A 20267-nucleotide genomic window follows, 5' to 3' on the forward strand; every position below is an offset into this window, starting at 1 on the left:
ATTGTGATGACTTATTTAGAAATTGTGAATTATGATGACAAGATATTACAACCAATACGTACTCACGGTAAGTTTGAAATAGTTTGCTATTACATATTATATATACAGTGCACTCATTTTATATATAGAAATCAAAAAACTATATCCCTGATTTTATTCTTCTAACCGAAGTGACGCGGCGACCTTCTCTTCGTCGGTTAATGTTGCTGACGGTTCCGTGTTGTCTACTAACCGTGGCGCAATATCTATTTGCTCAATTTGAGGTATTATATTTTTCGTATAGGCAGAACCCATAGTGTATAATTTACTAGCCTGCGGAATAAAACGGGTCTGCAATGAGGAAACGGCACTATTATAATGATTAACAGTAGTTTTTAAACTGCTCCCCATTTTACCAAAATGATTTAGCAGAACTGTGGTTCTATTATAAAGTTCAATTGCTGCGTCACGTATTGATTCTATATTATTGGCAACGGATCGTTGTTGCCATACAAAACTTACGGTTTTTAACAATGTAATTAATGTGGTGGGTGTAGCAAATACAATTTTATTGCGAATACCTTCCTCAAGCAGTGATGGATCTGACTGAAGTGCTGCACCAAAGGATGATTCTATCTGCATGTATAAAATGACATAATCAGGCGAATCGCCAAATTGGCTCCAATAGGCCTTTGCACTTAATTTTTTAAGATGCTCCTTAACCGCGACTGCATGTTGCAGCAAATAATTTCTACGCTCATTTTCATCTTCAGTTTCAAAAGCTCTCATATATGCTGCTAAGGGAACCTTTGAATCAACTACGATTGTTTTACTTTCAGGCAGCAGTATGTTCATGTCCGGCCGTAACATGCCTTCTTCAGTTTGAACCGAAGCTTGTTCCCGAAAATCGCAATGTTCAGTCATACCTGCAAATTCAACAACACGCCGGAGTGCTACCTCGCCATATCTTCCTCGTACATGTGATGTTTTCAATGCACTTACGAGATTATGAGTTTCCTTTTGAAGTTTATCAGTGGTTTGCTGAACTCCAAGTATATATTGATTGACCTGACCATGCTGCTCTAGTCGTACTTTCTCCAACTCCTGAATTTTTGAATCGAATTTGCTTAAACTTTCAGAAAGGGGTTTAACCAATGCATCTATGGCCTGCTCTTTCTTTTCGAAAACTCCTTTTGATTCAGCAAGTTTTTCGTCAAGTTTTGCATTAGCCAGTGTAATAAATGAAATATTGTTATTTTTTAACGCTTCTGCAGATAAAGCCTGGAATGCGTTATTTAGATTTTTCTCAGCACCATCAATAAACTCTTGCTGCTCTTTAAGTCTTTTGACATTTTCTGCCAATTCTGTAGCAGAAATAGCGGCTGATCTTTCTGTGTGAGAAAGTTCCTGGCTTAATTTCTTTATTTCTTCCTGTAAACTAACAATCGTTTGTTTTAACTGGGTATTGGCCTCCAGGGCATTTTCAAGGTTTTGTTCGGCAACTGTTTTTTGTAGTAACCCGATGCTATTTTCTTTTTGCAGGCTATCTAATTTTTCATTCAAAGACTTTAAGTCCGCCAGTTTTTCGTCAAGTGCTTTTGCAGTAAGTAAATGTTCAGTAGTAAGACGTGTAATATCTTTTTCAAAGGAAACATTTTCTTCGTTAAGCGTCTCATTGGCTGTTGAAAGTTTGGCAACAATTGCTTCTATTTCGGCATTTTTCTGTTCAGCATTAAATAATTTATTTGCCAGGTCAGCCATTTTTATTGACAAGCGGTTTTTCACAATGAACCAGGTGATGATAGCTCCAATAAAGAAGGATATAAAAATTGTAAGTATTAGTTCGACAGTCATAACAATAGATTATGTGGTAGATAAAATAAATATAATTTCCTTTATATCCTAGTTCTCATTAATTGTAAACCTGTTGCCATCATTTTAAAGCCTGGGTATTGTCCAGGAATTATACTAAAGACATAGAGTACAGATGCTGCCTAGTTGATTAAGCGGAATTTTTGATTTTTATCTTTGCAATCTTCATTAAGATTTTTAGCCAAGATATCTGAATAATTAATTTGTACAATCCGTATAATTACGGGGATCAAAGCACCCACAGGTATCAAAGGTTAACACAATGCGTTTCTAATACATCTTTGGGTAGTGGATTAATACCGAGATTTTAGTGCAATTCTTTTGGGTGTTGGGGTATCCAGATGACTAAACGCAAATATGACCCTGGCTGGCCACACATGGGTTGTGGTTCTTTACTCATGGCCATGAAGCGTTGCAAGTCTTCTCCGCAAACCTGTGGCCAGTAAATACTTGTATCTGTAGCAATAACATTTTTACTGGCATCTGTTTTATCGATAACATAGGCAATGGACTGGCATCTTATAACTTCCTCCAGGTGTTGCTTTTGACAGGAAATGAAAAGCCATGTTGATAGTAGAAGCAGGATACCTGTATAGGTTGATTTATTCATAAGGATTGGTAATACAAAGAAAGATTCGGACAGACTGGAATGCAATAGGTGGAATTATGTAGACTATTACTATGTGATGTTTAAGGTTTAATACTTAAAATACCTATACCTGTGACTCAGGAGCCGGAAACTCCGGATGCTGTGTAATGTATGATTTGTAGGATTCATTCATAAGAAAGATACGGAAGCTGCAGCAGTTTGATTTGCCTTCGGCAATTTTTAATTCCACTTTTTGCTTGTCCAAAAAGTGGAGCAAAAAGGACACCGCTGCCATAAACGCTCCGCGTATGCAGCGGGGGCCAGCGCACAATGGTCTTTACAGGATCCCACAATCATTTTGATTACAGTCTTTCGTTGACAGTGCAAGGTTTACTATAGTTTGTAAAAATCCTCTGTTCGAATACGTGATATGCGCAGAGGCTGAAGGCGCTGAATTGCGGACATTTCGTTGACGACAAGCGGCACAGGAATCGAATATCCGCAATGAGGCGCTGAAGGCAGACTTTTAATCTGAAGTGTTCTTTTCTTATCATCACCTGGATGAAGGTTGAAGGAACTTCAAGTAATGCAATCTTGTCTTTCTAGATAGAGATTATTTTTGCAAATGGAATTGCTTTCTCCTTAGAATGATATTACTTTCCAAAATAATTAGGATAGGTTGTCAAATGAACATACCTACTTAGTGAACCTAATTCCAGGACCGTGCAATGACGATAATAGTTACTGTTACTGAATTAAGTAATGGACGATCTTTATTTATAATTACCGGGAAAGAGATGAGGTAATATTAACCTTTGGTTCCTCTCCTATCTACTAAAACTAGGGTGATACCTGCAACAATGGCAATGATGCCGGCGTAGAGTGGCCAGGTAAGTGATTTGTGTTCTTTTACACTTATGCTGATAACGTTTGTATCAACAACTTTTTTATCCTGGGTATAATTGATGGCTCTTACTACCAACATGACAAAACCGGCAAGGATCAATATATAACCAATGAGCTTCATTATTAAACTGTTTGATAAATTTACATCCTTCCCTTAAAAGGAACATCATTTTGAACTAACCATTACAGCATAAGGGTAACCCGGATTCTGGCTGAATTTCCAATAGCCTACTATATGAGACATCATTAGTTTTAAATCTATTAACCTGGGGGGCTTGACAAAATATCCCTGGACCTGGACCTCATAGGCAGATGAAATAAAATATTCATCTTGGGCTGTACTTAGAAAAATAAAGGGAATGCATTTTTTACTCAGGACCTCATTGCCATTAATTTCCTTTTTTAACTGGATACCTGTCATAGCCGGAAGGTTAATATCTGAAATAATAAGGAAAGGCCTTTCTAAAGTGCTATGCAGATAATCCAATGCTGAGTTGCAGGTAGCAAAAAATCTTAAGACATTGGGTACTTGCAAAGCATCAAATACCTCCTTTAATATTTCCTGATCATCAAGATCATCTTCAATGATAAGTATAGGTCCGGACTTTGGCATCAGGGATTGTTTAAGTATTACGATAATAAGTGATAAAATGATGCCACAGTTTGCTGGCAATCGTTCAATAATAATAAAACGATATATATAGAATTATAGCAACTATAAGCTTATATAACTATTAAAAGAATCTTTACATTTTAAAAATATTATAAGTTTTATTTATGGAGATTGAATTCAGCCTCATTTAGTGGAACAAATTGAGAGAATGATTTTGGAAAGAGTATATAATTTGCTGAGACCAATTCTTTGAATTGGGTACATAATTAAAAAAGTTATGGAGCAAAATAATAAGATACCAGCACCCGATAGTTGGTGAGTATGTGAATAGGATTGGTAGAATGTTATAGAGATGTCTGGCTTCGGGAAATTTTTTTATTTCCATTTTTTAGCTCGATGATTATTATTTTTTTGCCCTCGCTGAGGTGCTTCGTGGTTGACGCCCAAAAAGTGGAGCCCCTAGTTCCGCTGCGCTCGTCGGGGCAAGCAAAACAGGGCGCCGCTGCTCCCGCAATGGCAGGACTGCGCGTATGCAGCCGGGGTCAGCGCACAACAGTTAAAACTACTAGTTGCTACTTGCATCATGAGTACATTTTTTCACTTACAGGGGTAATTTGTTACTGGTAGCACCTGGCTTTAGATTTACCACGTAATATGGTGAGAGGCTGAAGGCACTGAATTGCCGGACATTTCGTTAACGACAAGCGGCAGAGGAATCGAATATCCGCAATGAGGCGCTGCAGACAGTCTTTAGATCGAAGTGTTTTCGCATTGTCATTGCCTGGGGAAGGTGCGAGATCTATACTTATGAATATGGGTGTAAGGTGTAATAGATTATTATTGTCCATTTCTTTTGCTCGCCCAAAAGAAAGAACGAAGAAAAGGGCGCCTTGCACAACTGCTCTCCCGCCATGGCGGGACAAGGGAGCCACCGCACAACAGTCTTTACTACAGGAGGCGTCATTCACTATGATTACTGTCCTTCATTGACAGTGGTAATTTCCTATGGGTGGTAAGAGCCTTTAGATCGAATATGTGATATGCGCAGACACTAAAGGCGCTGAATTGCGGAGGATATCGTAACGACAAGCGGTATAGGAATCGAATTTCCGCAATGAGGCGCTGCGGGCAGGCTTTAGTTCGGAGGGTTTTTGCGTTGTCATTGCCTGGGAGAAGGTTGGAGATACTTTATGGAATACAATCAAGTTTTAGTTGCAAGATGGAGTAGCTAATGGAATTATTTTCTCCGCGAGTGAGATTATCGAGAAGGCTATTATTTTATTTTAGACTCGATGAAGTTGTTGCTTCACGCTATAAGCGGGACAGGTTCCCGAAATAATCTAGACGAGTGTCGCAAAAGCGGACTACTCACCGAAATTATATTCCAGCTCCACGCAATGAGGGAAAAGATTTAGAATTTGCATAAAGAGGGGCTGCAGGCAGGTTTTTAGTTCGGAGAGTATTTGTATTGTCGTTGTTTTAGAGAATAATCTAAGGGAAAAGTAAGACCATGGGGACAAGAGGGACTTAAGGGACAGGGGTCTGAATGTTTTATTTGAGTCACAATTTCCTATGGCCCGTATTAGATGAAATTGGTGGTTAATTTATAGAGTGTGCAGCAACATAAGGTGGCTTTGTGTCTTAGGTGATTGGGGTTGAATTTTTTCTTTGCGGCTTTGTGCGGAAGTGAACTTGTGGTTCAAATAAGATATGGAATTGAGAAGCATTTTTGAGGTGTTTAGCGGGAATATTTTTCTTAATTTTATAGTCAATCACCACCATGGCAGAAAACAATACGATACTTGCTGATGAGAGGCAGCTTTTTGCGCGGATGGCTGGTGGGGATGAAGATGCTTTTGCCAAAATATTTCATCATTACAACAAAAGTTTATTTCCATTTTTGATCAGCAAGGTGAAGTCACGTGAGCTGGCGGAAGAAATGGTGCAGGATGTTTTTTTGAAGTTGTGGGACAAACGAAACTCGCTGCATGAGATTGATAATTACCGTTCGTATATTTTTATGATGGGGGTGAACCTGGCGTATAGCCATTTTAAAAGAGCAGCTTTGGAAACCAGGGTACAAAAACAACTTTGGGATGCCATAGAAGCCGAAAGAACGACTACTGAAGAAATGGTTGACTTTAATGAAACACAAAGCCTGGTAAACCAGGCAGTGGACAGGCTTCCACCTGCACAAAGGAAAATCTATTTATTGAGCAGGCAAAAGGGATTGAGTCATGAGGAAATAGCACAGGAACTGAATATTTCAAAACGAACAGTGAGTAATCAGGTGACCAGTGCATTGCAATTTATTAAAGAGTATTTGCAAAGCAAAGGAGGAACAAGTGTGGCTGTGGTGATGATCGTATTGAGGCATTTTAGGGGATAAATTATTACAAAGAAAATTTAATGTTAAGTTGGTTGTAGAGAAAAATGTGTTCCTAAATATTAATCAGAATAATTATCACCTTTGTGGTTTACTTTAATCCAATTCGGCATTTTGTAGATGAGCTTTTTACTCTTAACGAACCAATTTGCATATTATAAATCTTTAAGTTTTCAAAAGGGAACACTATAAAACCAATCTAAAACTCCATTTAACCAGATAGACTTAGTTTTGCAAAAGAGAACCTTTCGCCGAATGACCTAGGTAATATTTTATTTGATTCAAGCGATTTTCGCCTGTGGCAGTTCGCCGGTTACCATGTCAGAAAAATCGAAAAAATCCAGATTTTATGCGGTTTTCAAAGAAGATTATTGGGCGTGCGAAAATTGACTTTTAATAATATAATTTAATTAATAATTTGCCGGTGAGGTTAATCCGAACCATTTTGCAATTTTAATGGTTGCATTCTGGCCCATTTTAAATACCATCTTGCAATTTTTAAAGAGCCATTAATATTTCCGTAATGGTGCTGTGGTGCACAATTTAACATCTGAGTCGAAGCAATCTCCCCGCCTGCGGGCGGCGAAGTCGTTACTTTCCACCCATCCAATGCTCACTCTTTGTTTTTTCTTCAATCTCCTTCCGCGTTGCCGCACTATCTTTCTTCATCTTCTCATTCCAAAATTTACAAACATTGCAATCCTTACCGCAGTTGCCGGATGGATCTAGATTATAGCCAGTAATGATTTGTTTGAGTTTTGCAGGAATGCCATGCGTCATCCAAAGTGGTGCCGGTGCACCTTTCAAGTAGTGATCAAAAAACTCTTGCACCCTTATACTATAATCTTTTGCAGAAAGGCCATTTAAAGTGTGACCTGCATCTATGTACTGCAATAGCCATGAAGGCTTGGCCGCCCGCCTTAAAGCCAAAAAAAATTCTAAGGCCTGTGCAAAAGGCACCGACTGATCATTTTCGCCATGCATCATTAACAGTGGAGTTTTTATCTTGTCAATAAAAAAAATCGGAGAATTCTCTATATATAAGTCAGGTTTTGTCCAAGGTGTGACGCCTATGCCGTAGGCACTCCCTTGAGAGCTTACTTCATAAAGCTCTTGTCGGGAGTTAGTGCCGCCCACTAATTGCCCATAACCACTAACCTGATCGCTGACGCCTGAGGCCTCGCAAGCAGCCTTGAAACCATTTAGATGCGTAACCAAATAATTGGTTGTCCATCCCCCAAACGAATGCCCTTGTAATCCAATTTTAGAGTGATCGATAAAATTGAATTTACTCAAGAGAACTTTGCATGAAGCGATTATTTTAACTGCACTTTTACCATTATGTGCTTGCTCAAAAAGCAGATCGGGAACGAAGACAACGTATCCGTTGCTAACAAATGTTGGAATGTCAATTCTTGAATCACTAAAATTCGGCCTTAAAAACTTATTCAATTCATCACTTCTCTTCTCATAGTAAGTTATAATGCATGGGTATTTTCTTGATGAGTCAAAGTTTTGGGGCTTATAAATGATACCCTGAATAGTTTTTTTGGAATCAAAACTCCAAGTTAATAGTTCTGAAGTTATCCAGTTTATATTCCTTTCAGGATGAATATTGGAAATCTCCGAAAAGTTCTGAAAATCATTTGTTACAAAATAATTGGGAGAACTAACAGCACTCATTTTTTCAACAAGCCAAACATTAGAATCTAGTGCTTTTGTTGGTTTCAATGAAGCACTTGCAAATTCTTCGAAACCGGTTCTCCCAATTCTATAGCAAGTATTTGATTTTGAAATGTAGTGCGCTTCGTTATATAGCCCCAACTTTTGCAACTTTAACCGCGCGCCGATTGTTAATTTATAATAACCACTTTTTTTGGTCTTGGTCTCAAATGCGGAAAGCAAGAAATCACCAGAACTTAAGTCATAATGTGCTATATCTTTCGACTCATTTTTTGAAATAAGTCCAAAAACAATTTTATCCTTCGAACCAGTACCTTGCGTTATATTAATAGGCCGATGCTGCCCGCTCAAATCAATCAGCCATGCATCATATCGGTCATAAATTATAATAGAATTCCCTTCATTACACCAACCTGCAATTCCAAAAGGATTCTTTCGGCCGTTTTTCAATTCCTGATCATCGTATAAAAATGTTTTGATTTCCTTTGATAAGTTGAATACTTGATTTCTGTTTACATTATAACAGAAGTAACTGAGGTTATCCGTGCTAAACCAGACAACATATTTTTCATTAGGAGACAATAACACACTTCCATACGAAGCTTCATTCAGAAATTTTGTTCTCTTTCCTGTTTTTAAGTTGATTAAGTAAAATGAAGGCCGCAAGCTTTTTTTGTAAAACTTATCAGGATAATTTTTAGATACCGCAATTACATACTTAATACCACCCACGCCAGTAATAAGATGTATGTCTCCGGTGTCTAATAATATACTTTTATTCGATTGAAGAGAATAAAATGCATGAAGTTCTTTGTTAGATATATAATCGCTACTTATTTCCTCCAAAAATTGAGTTGGCAAAAATAATTTAGAATAACTCCAAACTTCTACAGATGCTTTCATATCTTCATAATCAACATTCCCATTTTTACGCAGATTAAAAAATAAACCAGAATCATTCGGGCTAAAATTAAGGACGTTAGTATCTATAGTTAGCGAACCATCAAATTGAATAGAAATATTTTTTTCTGATTTATTATTCCTATCTAAAACAAACAACTTCAGAGAGTCAGTCAATAATCGCCTTCCAAAAAAAGCTATTTTTTCACCATCAGTGCTAAATACTGGTTTATATATATCAGAACCCTTCCATAGCAGTTCTGAAGTACCAAACCTCAAATTAACTTTGCTTAAGCAAGAAAGAAACCTGCCGGACAACGATTGGACTTTACTAAAAATAAGTTCCATTTTTGTTGGACTAAGTGAATATGATGATATCGAATCAAAAGTGAGGCTACTATTGTTATAAAGATCTCGTATTAATATTTGTTGTGTGATTGATTTCTTCTCAATTAGACAGTAGCTATTAATAGTATCTTCAATTAGTCGATAATCTTTTGCATCACTTATGTAATTGATTTTCTTAGATCGAACATTAATGATTCCAATGCTATCATTAATGTTCATGAATATCAAATCTTCACTTCTTTTGCTAAAAGAAGCACTTCTTAAATTTATTTTATCAAGTTTCAAAATAGAGCTTCCATTCTGATCAGTAAGTGTAAGTTGACCTTGATTACTATATGCATCCGTACTCGTGAAATAATAACAATATTTTCCATTGTTAGAAATCCCAGAACCATTAACCATTGGCCAGGAATAAGATGAAGTATCAATAACTGGCTTTGTCCGCTGAAAAGGATTCGCAAAAATATTTATGCCAATAGCAAAGAATACAATTAAAGAGCCTATTTCCTTTCTTAATAAAGAAACCATAAATTAAAGATTAATATTCTACCAGGTGCGCACACCTTTCCGCATTTTATTCAGGTTTTGTTGGATTGTCTTTGCTTCGGGAGGATTCAAAGCCAACGCTTCTTCTTCAAGCCTAATTGCATTTTTCTTATGTCCTAACTTGTAAAGGATATTAGCCTTGGTATCCATAAAGTTGCCGAGGTCAATGCGTTTCAATGTTTTCTTTTGCAAGTTTACCGCTTTATCTGACCATTGTAGAGCAATCTGGAGTTCAGATGCATCATTGGAGTGTTGAAATAATTCCCAGGCCAAATTATTAAAATTTAAGTCTGCATTTTCTCCTCCATCCATACCGAACTCACCATATTTTTTAACCCTCTTGATTATTGAGCTTGTATAATTACTCCAATCTTTTTTTTGATAATAGTATCCCACTTTGTAGTCACTAATGATTGAGTCACCATTCACCTTCGGAAACCGATCCTTTAACATTAACAAGAGAGTGTCCCAATCCGGAGGTCCAGCATTTGCTTTTAGACTTTCGGTTATTGTTTTGTATATAACCGAATAAACGATATTTTGGGCTAACCACGGCTCATTTAATGCCACGCTATTTATTTTGGTGGGATTATTATAACTAATTTGAAATAGCTTGTCGGAGGGCGTGCAAAATTTTAATAAATAGTAATATGCAAAATTCAAAATTTCAGCCTGCAATAAACTTCTATCTGATAGTGTATCAAATACTGTACGCTTATAAATCAAAGACAGACTATCAGCCAATCTATAGTTTTTTGCAATATTCCTCGTAAATTCAATTAACTCCTTCGAGGGAGAAGATTTGTCAATATTTACCAAATATAAATCTGCTAATTTCTTTGAGAGCTTTTTATTGCCAATTTTATTCGCATATACTGCTAACTCCTTAAAGTGAATTGAATCTACAAACCCTGAAAGGTATCTTTTTAATTCATTGTTTAAGCCAGATAACCCTTTACTTTCTTTCGCAGTCCAAATCAGCTGAGAAGTTGTATGATATCCAAGTCCTTTGTTTATTATTTCGCCATTGCTATTAAAAAAAAGAAATGTAGGGAAACCTTCTATTTCATATTTATTAGCAAACTCGATGGCTATTGGCCGCCACATCCTGACATTTTTTGAATCATTTTTGGTGCTATCAAACTGTATTTTAACTGAAATAAAATTTTGATTAAAATATTGCGCGACAGTATCATTTGTATATACTTCCTTTTCCATTTTTTTGCATGGACCGCACCACGTAGTATATACATCAATAAATATCATCTTATTTTCTTCCGCAGCTTTTTGCTTTACTTCACCCCATGATGACTTAACGTCAAATTGAATTCCTTTCTCGGATACTTGCGCTGTAACAAATTGTGGGAAAACTAGTATTAAGTAAATAATAGCATTTTTCATTTTGTAATAAAATGTGTTTGACGAAAATTGAACAAATAAACACTCTTGTTATAACTTAGAATTTTTAAAGTTCCGAGAGGTCACCCAGTATGTCATTTTGTTCCTTCGATTTTGTTAAATTGATTTTAAGCTAAATGATAAGTTTTGTAAACCAACCTGCGATTATAATTTGTGTTTGTAGAATTAATAGTAGATTCCAAAAACATTTTAAAATAGTCGTTTATCTCCGACACTTAGTAACCATCGTTTTGTCTCAAAAAAGGGTCAGCATCTAACTCACTTTGAGGAATTGGATAATACGCTTTATAGGAGTTCCATGATCCGGCTTTTTGAGAGGCAACTATCATCATAACACTATCAATTTTATTAGTTCTTTTCAAATCAAACCATCTGTGTCCCCATTCAGAAAATAGTTCTATCCTTCTTTCATGTAGGATAATATTTATTCCATCATCCAATGTATTTGGCGCAAGAAGAGGAGTGGATAATCCCCCATGCTGATTTCTAATTGTATTTATATCATCAATAGCCTCTTGATATTTTCCTTGCATTAACCTTGCCTCTGCTCTAATTAAATATTGTTCAGCAAGCCTTAAAACCATTATGTATTCACTAGTTGGTTCAGCGGACAATCCAACTTTATACTTGTATGGATAATAATACGTACCGACACTAGTAATGACACTATCGAGCCAATTAACTTTTCTCTGGTCATTAGCCTCAAAACTGTTAACTAAATCAGAATTGAGATAAACATTATTTGGATTTGAATTCGGCCCGGACGAAGGCAAAATAAAAAGTGCCCCGTCTCCTGTGTTACTTAGAGTTCCAGAGCCAACTGGTTGTAATGCCCATATAGTTTCGCTACTGTTCATTTTAAATGTATTTGCAATTGGACTTAGTGAAAACAAGGAATTATTAATTAACAAGGAAGCTTCCAGTTCAGCATTACTGTAATCTTTCGTATACAAGTAAACTCTAGCTAACAAGGCTGAAGCAGCCCACTTTGTAGGTCTTACTCTCAAAATGGACAAAGGTGTATAAGGCGTAGCAGCATCCGATTGTAAGAAAGATGAGTTCAACAATCCTTTTGCTTTGATTAAATCATTTATAATCTGCTTATAAACATCTGTGGCTGATGAACGCTCAGCGAGTGCATTATGCTTGTAATCTGTGCTTAGAATAAGAGGTACATTTCCATATAGATTAACAAGGTAGAAATATGAAAACGCTCTAAGAAATAATGCTTCGCCGATAAGCTGATCTTTAACCCCGCTTGTCAGGCTATTTGAACGTGTAACCCCCTCGATGGCCGAATTTATGTTATATAGCATTGAATATATTCTGTTCCAAAAAGTTCCTGAGTTTGTCATAGGTGTTAAGTCGTTCATATAAAAGGGAGAGTACCTCACATCACCCAAATCATATAATGAGAATTCGTCGGCAGAAAGTCCTGCATACAACGATATACTTGTCAATCCATCGCCGCCGAGATCTTCATTTAAATTGCTGATTTCTGTATAGACACCAGTGAGGACTGCAGCTGCAGTTGCATCATTTGTAAAGACATTAGCTGTGTTTATACTTGTTGGAGGAGGACCAACTTCGATATTTTTTTTACACCCTAGAAGAATGAAACATATAAGAATTAATGAAACAACCGTGATGAACTTTACGTACAAAATTCGAAAAGAGCAGTGAATAGACAATCTAGTATTTTTATCCTTTTTTGTATCAAAATTTTTCATTGTAAACAGAATTAGGATTTCATAATTTTATTTTTAAACCTGCAGTAATGACTTTCAATGGCGGAAGGTTATTAATGCTTTTTGTTTCAGGATCTAAGCCTTGATAATTTGAGAAAGTAAATAGATTCTGCCCTTGAACAAAAATCGTAGCATTTTGAATATGAAGGCGATTCTTTATTCTATCGGGCAATTGCCAAGACAAGTACAGATTTTTGACTCTTCCGAAAGAAGCATCTGAAAATGCTGCGTCGGATTCTCCTGCGGCAATAATAGCTGTCCCTGCATCTGCGGGATAAGTAACGCTAAATTTTTGAAATGTTGCTATATCGCCAGGTTTCTGCCAACGATTGAACACAGTAAGCGGCTGATTAGCCCTAACTGTACCGAAATTATTACTAGTAAAAGCGCCTGGTCTATTGCCCAAAGAATAATTGGGACCTTTTTGTCGCACAAATTGAAAAAGCACGCTTAATTCGAAGTGCCTATAATTAAGATTGTTCTGAATACCACCGTATAACGAGGGAAAACCATTATTCAGGACTGTCAAATCTGTCGGAAATACAGGGTGAGAAGTAACAGTACCTTTAGAGTCAATAAAAGTAAACAAGCCTGTGACAGGATCGACTCCGTTCATTTTGTATGATTTGCCAATTGGAATAGGTTCTCCCAAAACATATGAATTTGCCACACTCGATTTTTCTAAATCTTGATATTTGACTAATTTATTTTTAGGTAGGGTCAAATTAATGGACGTTGTCCACCTAAATTTTTTGGAAGAAATAATTTTAGCATCTACTCCTAATTCAAGGCCTGAATTTTGAATTGTAGCAGGAAAGTTCTCCATTATACTTGTAAAACCAGTTAGATTTGGAAGGGTGTATGACTGAAGCAGGTTTGACGAACGATTCAAAAAATAATTTGAACTGAACAGTAAATTGTCATTCAAAAATCCCAGCTCTGCTCCGAGAGAAAGTTTTCTCGTTTCTTCCCATTGAAGTAATGAATTTGTCAGTTGATCAGTTGCCAAACCGGTTGCACCTTGATACGGTGTTGCTGCAGATACTGCATTATACAGACCCATAAACTGATAGTCCCCTATTTGATCGTTTCCTGTGTTTCCATAACTGCCTTTGATTTTACCAAATGATAAAAACTTAATTTTATCAGCAATAAATTTTTCATTTGAAAAAATCCAACTGCCTCCTATTGATCCAAAGTTGTGAAAAAGATTTTCTGATCCAAAACGAGAACTACCATCCCTCCTAGCACTCAGGTTCAATATATATTTATTTCTGTAGTTGTAATTCAGTCTGCCAAAAACTGCATTATATCGATATGTGGATAATAAAGTGTTTGAAACTACTACAGTAGGAGCTGATTTTATATCTTCCATAACCAAATCACTACTGAATCCAGACCCAAAAATTTGTTGCGCATTATTTTCCGATTTTAAAAATGTGCCTCCAATGAGAAAATCAAAAGAACCAACTTCGAATTTCCTTTTATAACTAATCTGAGGCTCAGCTATCGTCGATACTACAGAACCATCGCCAAATTCTCCATATCGCGTTGATGTGGGTTGCAATTCTGGTGCATTAACGCTTAACGGATAGACACTTTTTTCATTTAGGTTTTGATTTGAGTATCCCAAGTTTGTGCTAACTGTCAAGCCAGTAATAATATCATAACTAATCACGGCGTTACTTATTAGATTATTTACCTTTCTCGAGTATTTAGCATTTGTATACGCCAATGGGTTATACCAGGAAGAGTTTCCATTTGGCAATGGCGCCCAGTTCAGCGATCCATCTGAGTTGTACAAAGCGGGAGCCACTGGAGCCAGCTTGATAGCGTAGTTCGTGAGGTCTTCTCCCGGTAACTTGTTGTCATCAATTAGATAATTTCCAGTAAAATTGAAATGTAATTTTTTGTTAGCAGACAAATGGTTCAAGTTGAAATGAACACTGTTTTTTGTATCAGCAAAATCGCCTGGGAATACTGCTGTTTCTCTGTGATATGTTCCTCCAATCAGAAATTGTGTAAAGTCATTTCCTCCAGATAAACTCACGTGTGCGTCATAATAATTACATGTATTTCCTATTAATACGTTTTGCCAATCCGTATACCTCGTAGTATCCCACGTTCCATTAATATCAAAAGAAGTTAAATAGCGGGGAGACGAAGTTGTCAAGCCATCATTTTTAAAATAAGCTTCTTTTCGCATTTGCAGGTACTGGTCAGTATTGAGCAGTTTAAGTTTACCCGCCACTTTTCCCCATGCTTTTTCAAAACTAGCTTCAACCGAAGTCTTCCCTGATTTACCCTTTTTAGTCGTTATAAGAATCGCTCCAGCTGCAGCTCTGCTTCCATAAATTGAAGTTGCATCAGCATCCTTTAAAATTTCAATACTTTCGATATCACTAGGGTTAATATAGCTCAATGGGCTTCCACCTCCAAGAGAACTTCGTGAGTTATTACCGTTAAAGCCCAAAATACCATTAGTGCCTAATATATCTGGTAAATTTTGCGAGTTATACGGAACTCCATCAACAACATATAAAGGGTCACTACCACTTAACAAACTAATTTCTCCCTGTATTCTAACAGTGACGCCACCACCTGCAATACCAGTATTCTGTGTAATGAATAAACCTGGCACACGTCCCTCCAAAGCCAGTAAGGGATTATTTACAGGTTGCTTTTCAATATCAGAGGCATTTACAGTGTTTACATTTCCAGTAGATAACCGCTTTGTTGTAGTACCATAGGCAATTATTTGAACCTGGTCAAGAGGGCTCTCGTTTCTTTTCAAACTAAGAACAATGCTAGTTCTGCTGTTAATAGAAATTGTTTGCGTAAGAAAACCGACATACGAAATTTCCAACACCGCATCATCATCAACACCCTTAAGCGTAAATACACCATCAGTATTGGTTGTTGTTCCTTTGCCTGTGCCTTTTACTTTCACAGTTGCACCTACCAGTGGATTTCCGTCAGCGTCCGTAACCCTACCGGTGATATCAATTGGCGCCGCCTGTGCCAGGGCTTCGGTGGGCAAGGCGGGTTCTAACTTTTTTGTGATGATGATCTTATTGCCTTCAAGTGAATAGGTAAAAGACTGGCCAGAAAGGCAGTTGTCGAGAACCTCCTTTACCGTGGCATTTTTTACCTGGACGGAGACAGGGGGCATGTCCTGGAAGATGTCTTCATTGTAAATAATGGAGACGCCGGTCTGACGGATGACCTCTCGGAATACGGTTTGGACAGGCACGTTTTTAAGGGAAAGCGTAACCGTTTGCGCGTCTCCTTTAGCAGCGGCTCCTAAACAGGCAATTAGTAGTATGAAGGCTGTTAGTTTCATAGCATTCGCTACTGTTTTTGTTATGAAGCCTGGGGACTTCTCCCACTTTGGCGGGATACATCTCATTGACCGGATAACAGTTTTTATCTTGTTGCTACAGGCTACCAGGTTTGTAAACCAGGTAGATCCTGTATCTGTTTTGGTTCTTTTGCTCCTACTGCTTACGGAGCAAATTTTGTCCCCGCAATAAGCGGGATTTTCAACTGTTAAATGCATAGCTTTGCATTCTCCGGCAGTCCTGCCGGATAGGTTTGGTGATTTAATAAATGATTCCCTGTCGAAGCGTTTATTATTACTGAACTTTCACCGCTTCGTCTGACCACGAGGCGGTTTTGTTTTTAATAACCCGTTTAGTTTTAGTGTTTATTTGTTTTGGTTATTTCCTGGCTGTATATCTTCATAGGGCTATGATTGGACAATTAATTTTTTGCCTTCGAGCCTGAACTTCACTCCATTTGCCTTTAGCAGATCCAGCACATCTGATAACGGTAAATTCCTGGAGATACCTCCTCCATATTTTGTATTGGAAGGCTGACCTTCATACACTATGTCTACATCGTACCAACGGCTGATCTGCCGCATAATGACCGGCAATTCTGTTTTATTGAATTCGAAGGTGCCATGCTGCCAGGCCATGACGGCATCGAGGTCGACTTGGCTATTAGCTGTTAGCTGATAGCTGTTAGTAAGAACCGCCTGCTGGCCGGGTTTGATGGTTATGCTATTGTCTTTTAGCTGATGGCTGTTAGCTGTTGACTTTTGAGGATGGCTGGTAAGCTTTACACTTCCTTCCAACAACGTAACTTTTAAGGCGTCTTCATCTTCGTAGGCGTTTACATTGAAATGGGTACCGAGCACTTCAACCTCTCCTACTTTGCCGGGCAATGCTACCTTAAAAGGTTTGGAGGCATCATGGGCTACTTCGAAATAGGCTTCGCCAGTGATTTCAACTTCACGTGTGGTACCGGTGAATGCTGTTGGATACCTGAGTGAGGATCCTGCATTGAGCCATACTTTGGTACCGTCGGTAAGGGTAAGCATGATGAGGCGGGAACCGCGGGGGTTTTGCAAGGTATTGTAAGCTAAAGGGCTATTTGTCGTTAGCTGATGGCTATTCGTATTTAGCTGGTAGCTGATCTCCCCGTTTGTATTTTTGATTAGGTTGGTACCCGACTGCTGGGCTATGGTGCCACTATCAGCGCTATCGAGATAGACCCTGGTGCCATCGGCAAGGGTGATGACTGCTCTTGTAGCGGTTGGAGCCGGGATATCATTGATGTTGGTTTCAATCTTTGCCTGTGGTTGTTTATCGTTGCCGAATGGTGAGCGAGTTAAAAACCATACTCCCATGACCACAAAGACCAGGATGGCTGCTGCGGCTACCCAACGGATGAATGCTGGCCTACTGCCCGGGAAGAGCTTCCTGACTGGTGCCTTGCGGCTTTGCATCATGCCGCTAAAGAACTGGTCCCAGAAGGGCTGGTCATAATTTTCCCGTGGGATATTTTCAAGGTCGGAGGTCAGCAGGGATTTGACCTGGGATTCATTTCCAGGGTCACGGATCATGTCAAGCAGCTCGGTGAACTCCTCCCTGGACAGAGTGTCCAGTGAATGTTTTTCCATTAAGTGTTTGAGCCGGTCTGCCTGGGGCATAAAATTGATTGATTTTGGGCCAAAAATGATGGCTTGTATAGGGTAAGACGATTGGGGAAGAGGGAACGCACAGAGAGAAGGGGGATTTTTTTGAAAATTATTTGGGGGGGATGGGGTAATGAGCTTGCCTTCGGCAAGGTTTGTCACTTTCTGCTTCCCGCAATTCTGCGGGACAGGTGCCCAAAGAAAGTAACCCCAGAGTTCCGCTACGCTCGTCGGGGCAGGCAAAAAAGGCATGCAATCCAGTAATGGGGGGATAGCAGACTTTGAAAGGCAAACGCACAATAGTTAAGACTATTGGATGATAGATATCCTACTTTTAAAAGATTTTGTTGCCTTCGGCAATTTTTTTTATTCCACTTTTTGCTTGTCCAAAAAGTGGAGCAAAAAGGACACGCAGGACAAAAACGCTCCGCGTATGCCTGCGGGGCCAGCGCACAACAGTCCTTCCTATTGGATGAGAGATGCAATATGAATTCAGTCTTTCCTTGGTGGTGATGGCTTACTATACATTCAGACAAACTTTAGGTCGAACACGTGATATGCAGAGAGAATATAGGCGCTGAATTGCGGAGGATATCGTAACGACAAGCGGTATAGGAATCGAATTTCCGCAATGAGGCGCTGCGGGCAGGCTTTAGTTCGGAGAGTTTTTGAGTTGTCATTGCCTGGACGAAAATTTAGGATACTTTATTTATTACGACCAGGTTTTTATTGGAGAACAATTATCCAAATGGTATTATTTTCTTCGTAGAAACAGATTACAGGTTAGATAAGGGGTTGAGCAATTACAGGAAATTATCTTTTTGATTTGCTCACAGACCATTGTCCTGGTCCGAAAGCTAAGAGAATGAGACAAGCGGCAAGCACCACCAGGGGAAAGTTCCATCCTGCACCGGTGGGCATTACAAATTTGATCCCATAAACAAACCGGGAGACATAAATGGCGCCTAACATGATAATAATAAGGCCTGCTGCTGCCCACCTGGTTAAATAACCAATAAGGATGGCCGTAGCGCCCAGGGGTTCTGCTATGGAAAGCAACTTCATTGTAAATAACAGAAAGGGTGACATGCCTTCAGGCGCTGAACTCCAAATAGATATCTTGTAGTAAGCTGCTACATAGAATATGGCAGCAATTATGAGCCTTAAAACAAACAAAGCGAAATTCTGAAAAGTGGTATACGTTGGCATAGTTGGAAAGCATTACTTATTATTGTTTTTATCCTTCGTACTTATGAAATTCAGTTATCGTTAAATAGTAACCGTCTGGATCTCTAAGTGAAAACTCATGCTTTAATGAGTTGGAATTTAAATGAGGTTCTTCTTCAAAGGTGACGCCTATCTTATTTATATTTTCTCTTATCGCATTGATATTTTGTGTTCTGAAGTAAAGGATGAGACCATTACCGGGTGTAATTGCAGGATTTTTCATTGTAGGGTGTTCATGGGATTCCCATTTATGCAAACAAAGAACAATTTCATCATTTTCTGATACTAAAACGGCAAATATGTCTTTGGCGCCTGAGGTTCTTCTCAATCCAAGTACCTGTTGGTACCAATTTGTACTGGCTTCCACATCTTTGACAGCTATGATGGGGTCTACTTTGGTCATGGATTTTTATAAACTGAATTTAAAATTAAAAAAAATACTTAATGACTTTCTTGCTTTGGTTGGCTTAATTCGTTTAGTATTTTAACTTATTGAAATAAATGTGTTGCCTTCGGCAATTTTTTCATTTCCACTTTTTGCTTTCCGCAATTCTGCGGGACAGGTGCCCAAAGAAAGTAACCCCCGAGTTCCACTGCGCTCGTCGGGACAGTCAAAAAAGGCCCGCAATGGCGGGACCGCAGGCTTTGCAAGGCCAGCGCACAACGGTCAGGACTGTTGGATGATAGATACCCTACTTTTAAAAGATTTTGTTGCCTTCGGCAATTTTTTTTATTCCACTTTTTGCTTCCCGCAATTCTGCGGGACAGGTGTCCAAAAAGTGGAGCAAAAAGGACACGCAGGACATAATCGCTCCGCGTATGCCTACGGGGCCAACGCACAACGGTCATTACTATTGGGTAGTTGATGCATTATGAATACAATCTTTTATTTACAGTGGCAATTTCTTACTGGTAGTACCTGGCTTTAGATCGATCACGTGATATGCGGGAAGACTGGAGGCACTGAATTGCGGACGGCGGGCTTCGGCCTATTATGGGCAGTGGTATCGAATTTCCGCAATGAGGCGCTGCAGGCAGGTTTTAATTCGGAGAGTTTTTGCGTTAAGGAT

General features: G+C 38.5%; 12 protein-coding genes. 1 reads left to right on the plus strand and 11 read right to left on the minus strand.

Annotated features, from left to right (window positions below; genetic code table 11):
- Window positions 1-153: 153 nt before the first annotated feature.
- The 4 genes from BP74_RS19465 to BP74_RS19480 all read right to left on the minus strand — a co-directional run bounded on the left by BP74_RS19465 (window position 154) and on the right by BP74_RS19480 (window position 3959).
- On the minus strand, window positions 154-1833 hold the full coding sequence (locus BP74_RS19465) for a DNA recombination protein RmuC (RefSeq protein WP_496376821.1): 1680 nt from the start codon (window positions 1831-1833) through the stop codon (window positions 154-156).
- 325 nt (window positions 1834-2158) lie between these two features.
- A complete protein-coding gene (locus tag BP74_RS19470; protein WP_496376823.1) occupies window positions 2159-2461 on the minus strand; it encodes a hypothetical protein in 303 nt (100 codons plus the stop codon).
- 787 nt (window positions 2462-3248) lie between these two features.
- Window positions 3249-3467 carry a hypothetical protein gene (locus BP74_RS19475; protein ID WP_496376825.1) on the minus strand — a complete coding sequence of 73 codons (219 nt, stop codon included), beginning with the start codon at window positions 3465-3467 and terminating at the stop codon, window positions 3249-3251.
- A 45-nt stretch (window positions 3468-3512) separates the two neighbouring features.
- Window positions 3513-3959, minus strand: coding sequence for a response regulator (locus BP74_RS19480; protein WP_496376827.1), 447 nt, complete (start codon window positions 3957-3959; stop codon window positions 3513-3515).
- A gap of 1780 nt (window positions 3960-5739) precedes the next feature.
- Here BP74_RS19480 and BP74_RS19485 point away from each other — a divergent pair.
- Complete coding sequence (locus BP74_RS19485) at window positions 5740-6348, plus strand: RNA polymerase sigma factor (protein WP_496376829.1); 609 nt, start codon at window positions 5740-5742, stop codon at window positions 6346-6348.
- Window positions 6349-6936: 588 nt separating this feature from the next.
- On the opposite strand, the gene BP74_RS19490 is transcribed toward BP74_RS19485, so the two are convergent.
- From BP74_RS19490 to BP74_RS19520, 7 genes are all read right to left on the minus strand, one after another.
- Window positions 6937-9804, minus strand: a complete 2868-nt coding sequence (locus tag BP74_RS19490; protein ID WP_496376831.1) for an alpha/beta hydrolase family protein — start codon at window positions 9802-9804, stop codon at window positions 6937-6939.
- Between the two features lie 18 nt (window positions 9805-9822).
- Window positions 9823-11223, minus strand: coding sequence for a thioredoxin family protein (locus BP74_RS19495; RefSeq protein WP_496376833.1), 1401 nt, complete (start codon window positions 11221-11223; stop codon window positions 9823-9825).
- 233 nt (window positions 11224-11456) lie between these two features.
- A complete protein-coding gene (locus BP74_RS19500) occupies window positions 11457-12971 on the minus strand; it encodes a RagB/SusD family nutrient uptake outer membrane protein (protein WP_496376835.1) in 1515 nt (504 codons plus the stop codon).
- 19 nt (window positions 12972-12990) lie between these two features.
- Entirely contained in the window at window positions 12991-16332 is a 3342-nt protein-coding gene (locus BP74_RS19505; protein WP_496376837.1) for a SusC/RagA family TonB-linked outer membrane protein, read from the minus strand.
- A 405-nt stretch (window positions 16333-16737) separates the two neighbouring features.
- A complete protein-coding gene (locus BP74_RS19510) occupies window positions 16738-17985 on the minus strand; it encodes a FecR family protein (protein ID WP_496376839.1) in 1248 nt (415 codons plus the stop codon).
- 798 nt (window positions 17986-18783) lie between these two features.
- Window positions 18784-19179 (minus strand): DoxX family protein, encoded by a 396-nt coding sequence (locus BP74_RS19515; protein WP_496376841.1) that lies wholly within the window; start codon window positions 19177-19179, stop codon window positions 18784-18786.
- 28 nt (window positions 19180-19207) lie between these two features.
- Window positions 19208-19600 carry a VOC family protein gene (locus BP74_RS19520; protein ID WP_496376843.1) on the minus strand — a complete coding sequence of 131 codons (393 nt, stop codon included), beginning with the start codon at window positions 19598-19600 and terminating at the stop codon, window positions 19208-19210.
- Window positions 19601-20267: the final 667 nt, after the last annotated feature.

It is taken from the genome of Flavisolibacter ginsengiterrae DSM 18136 (assembly GCF_059568575.1).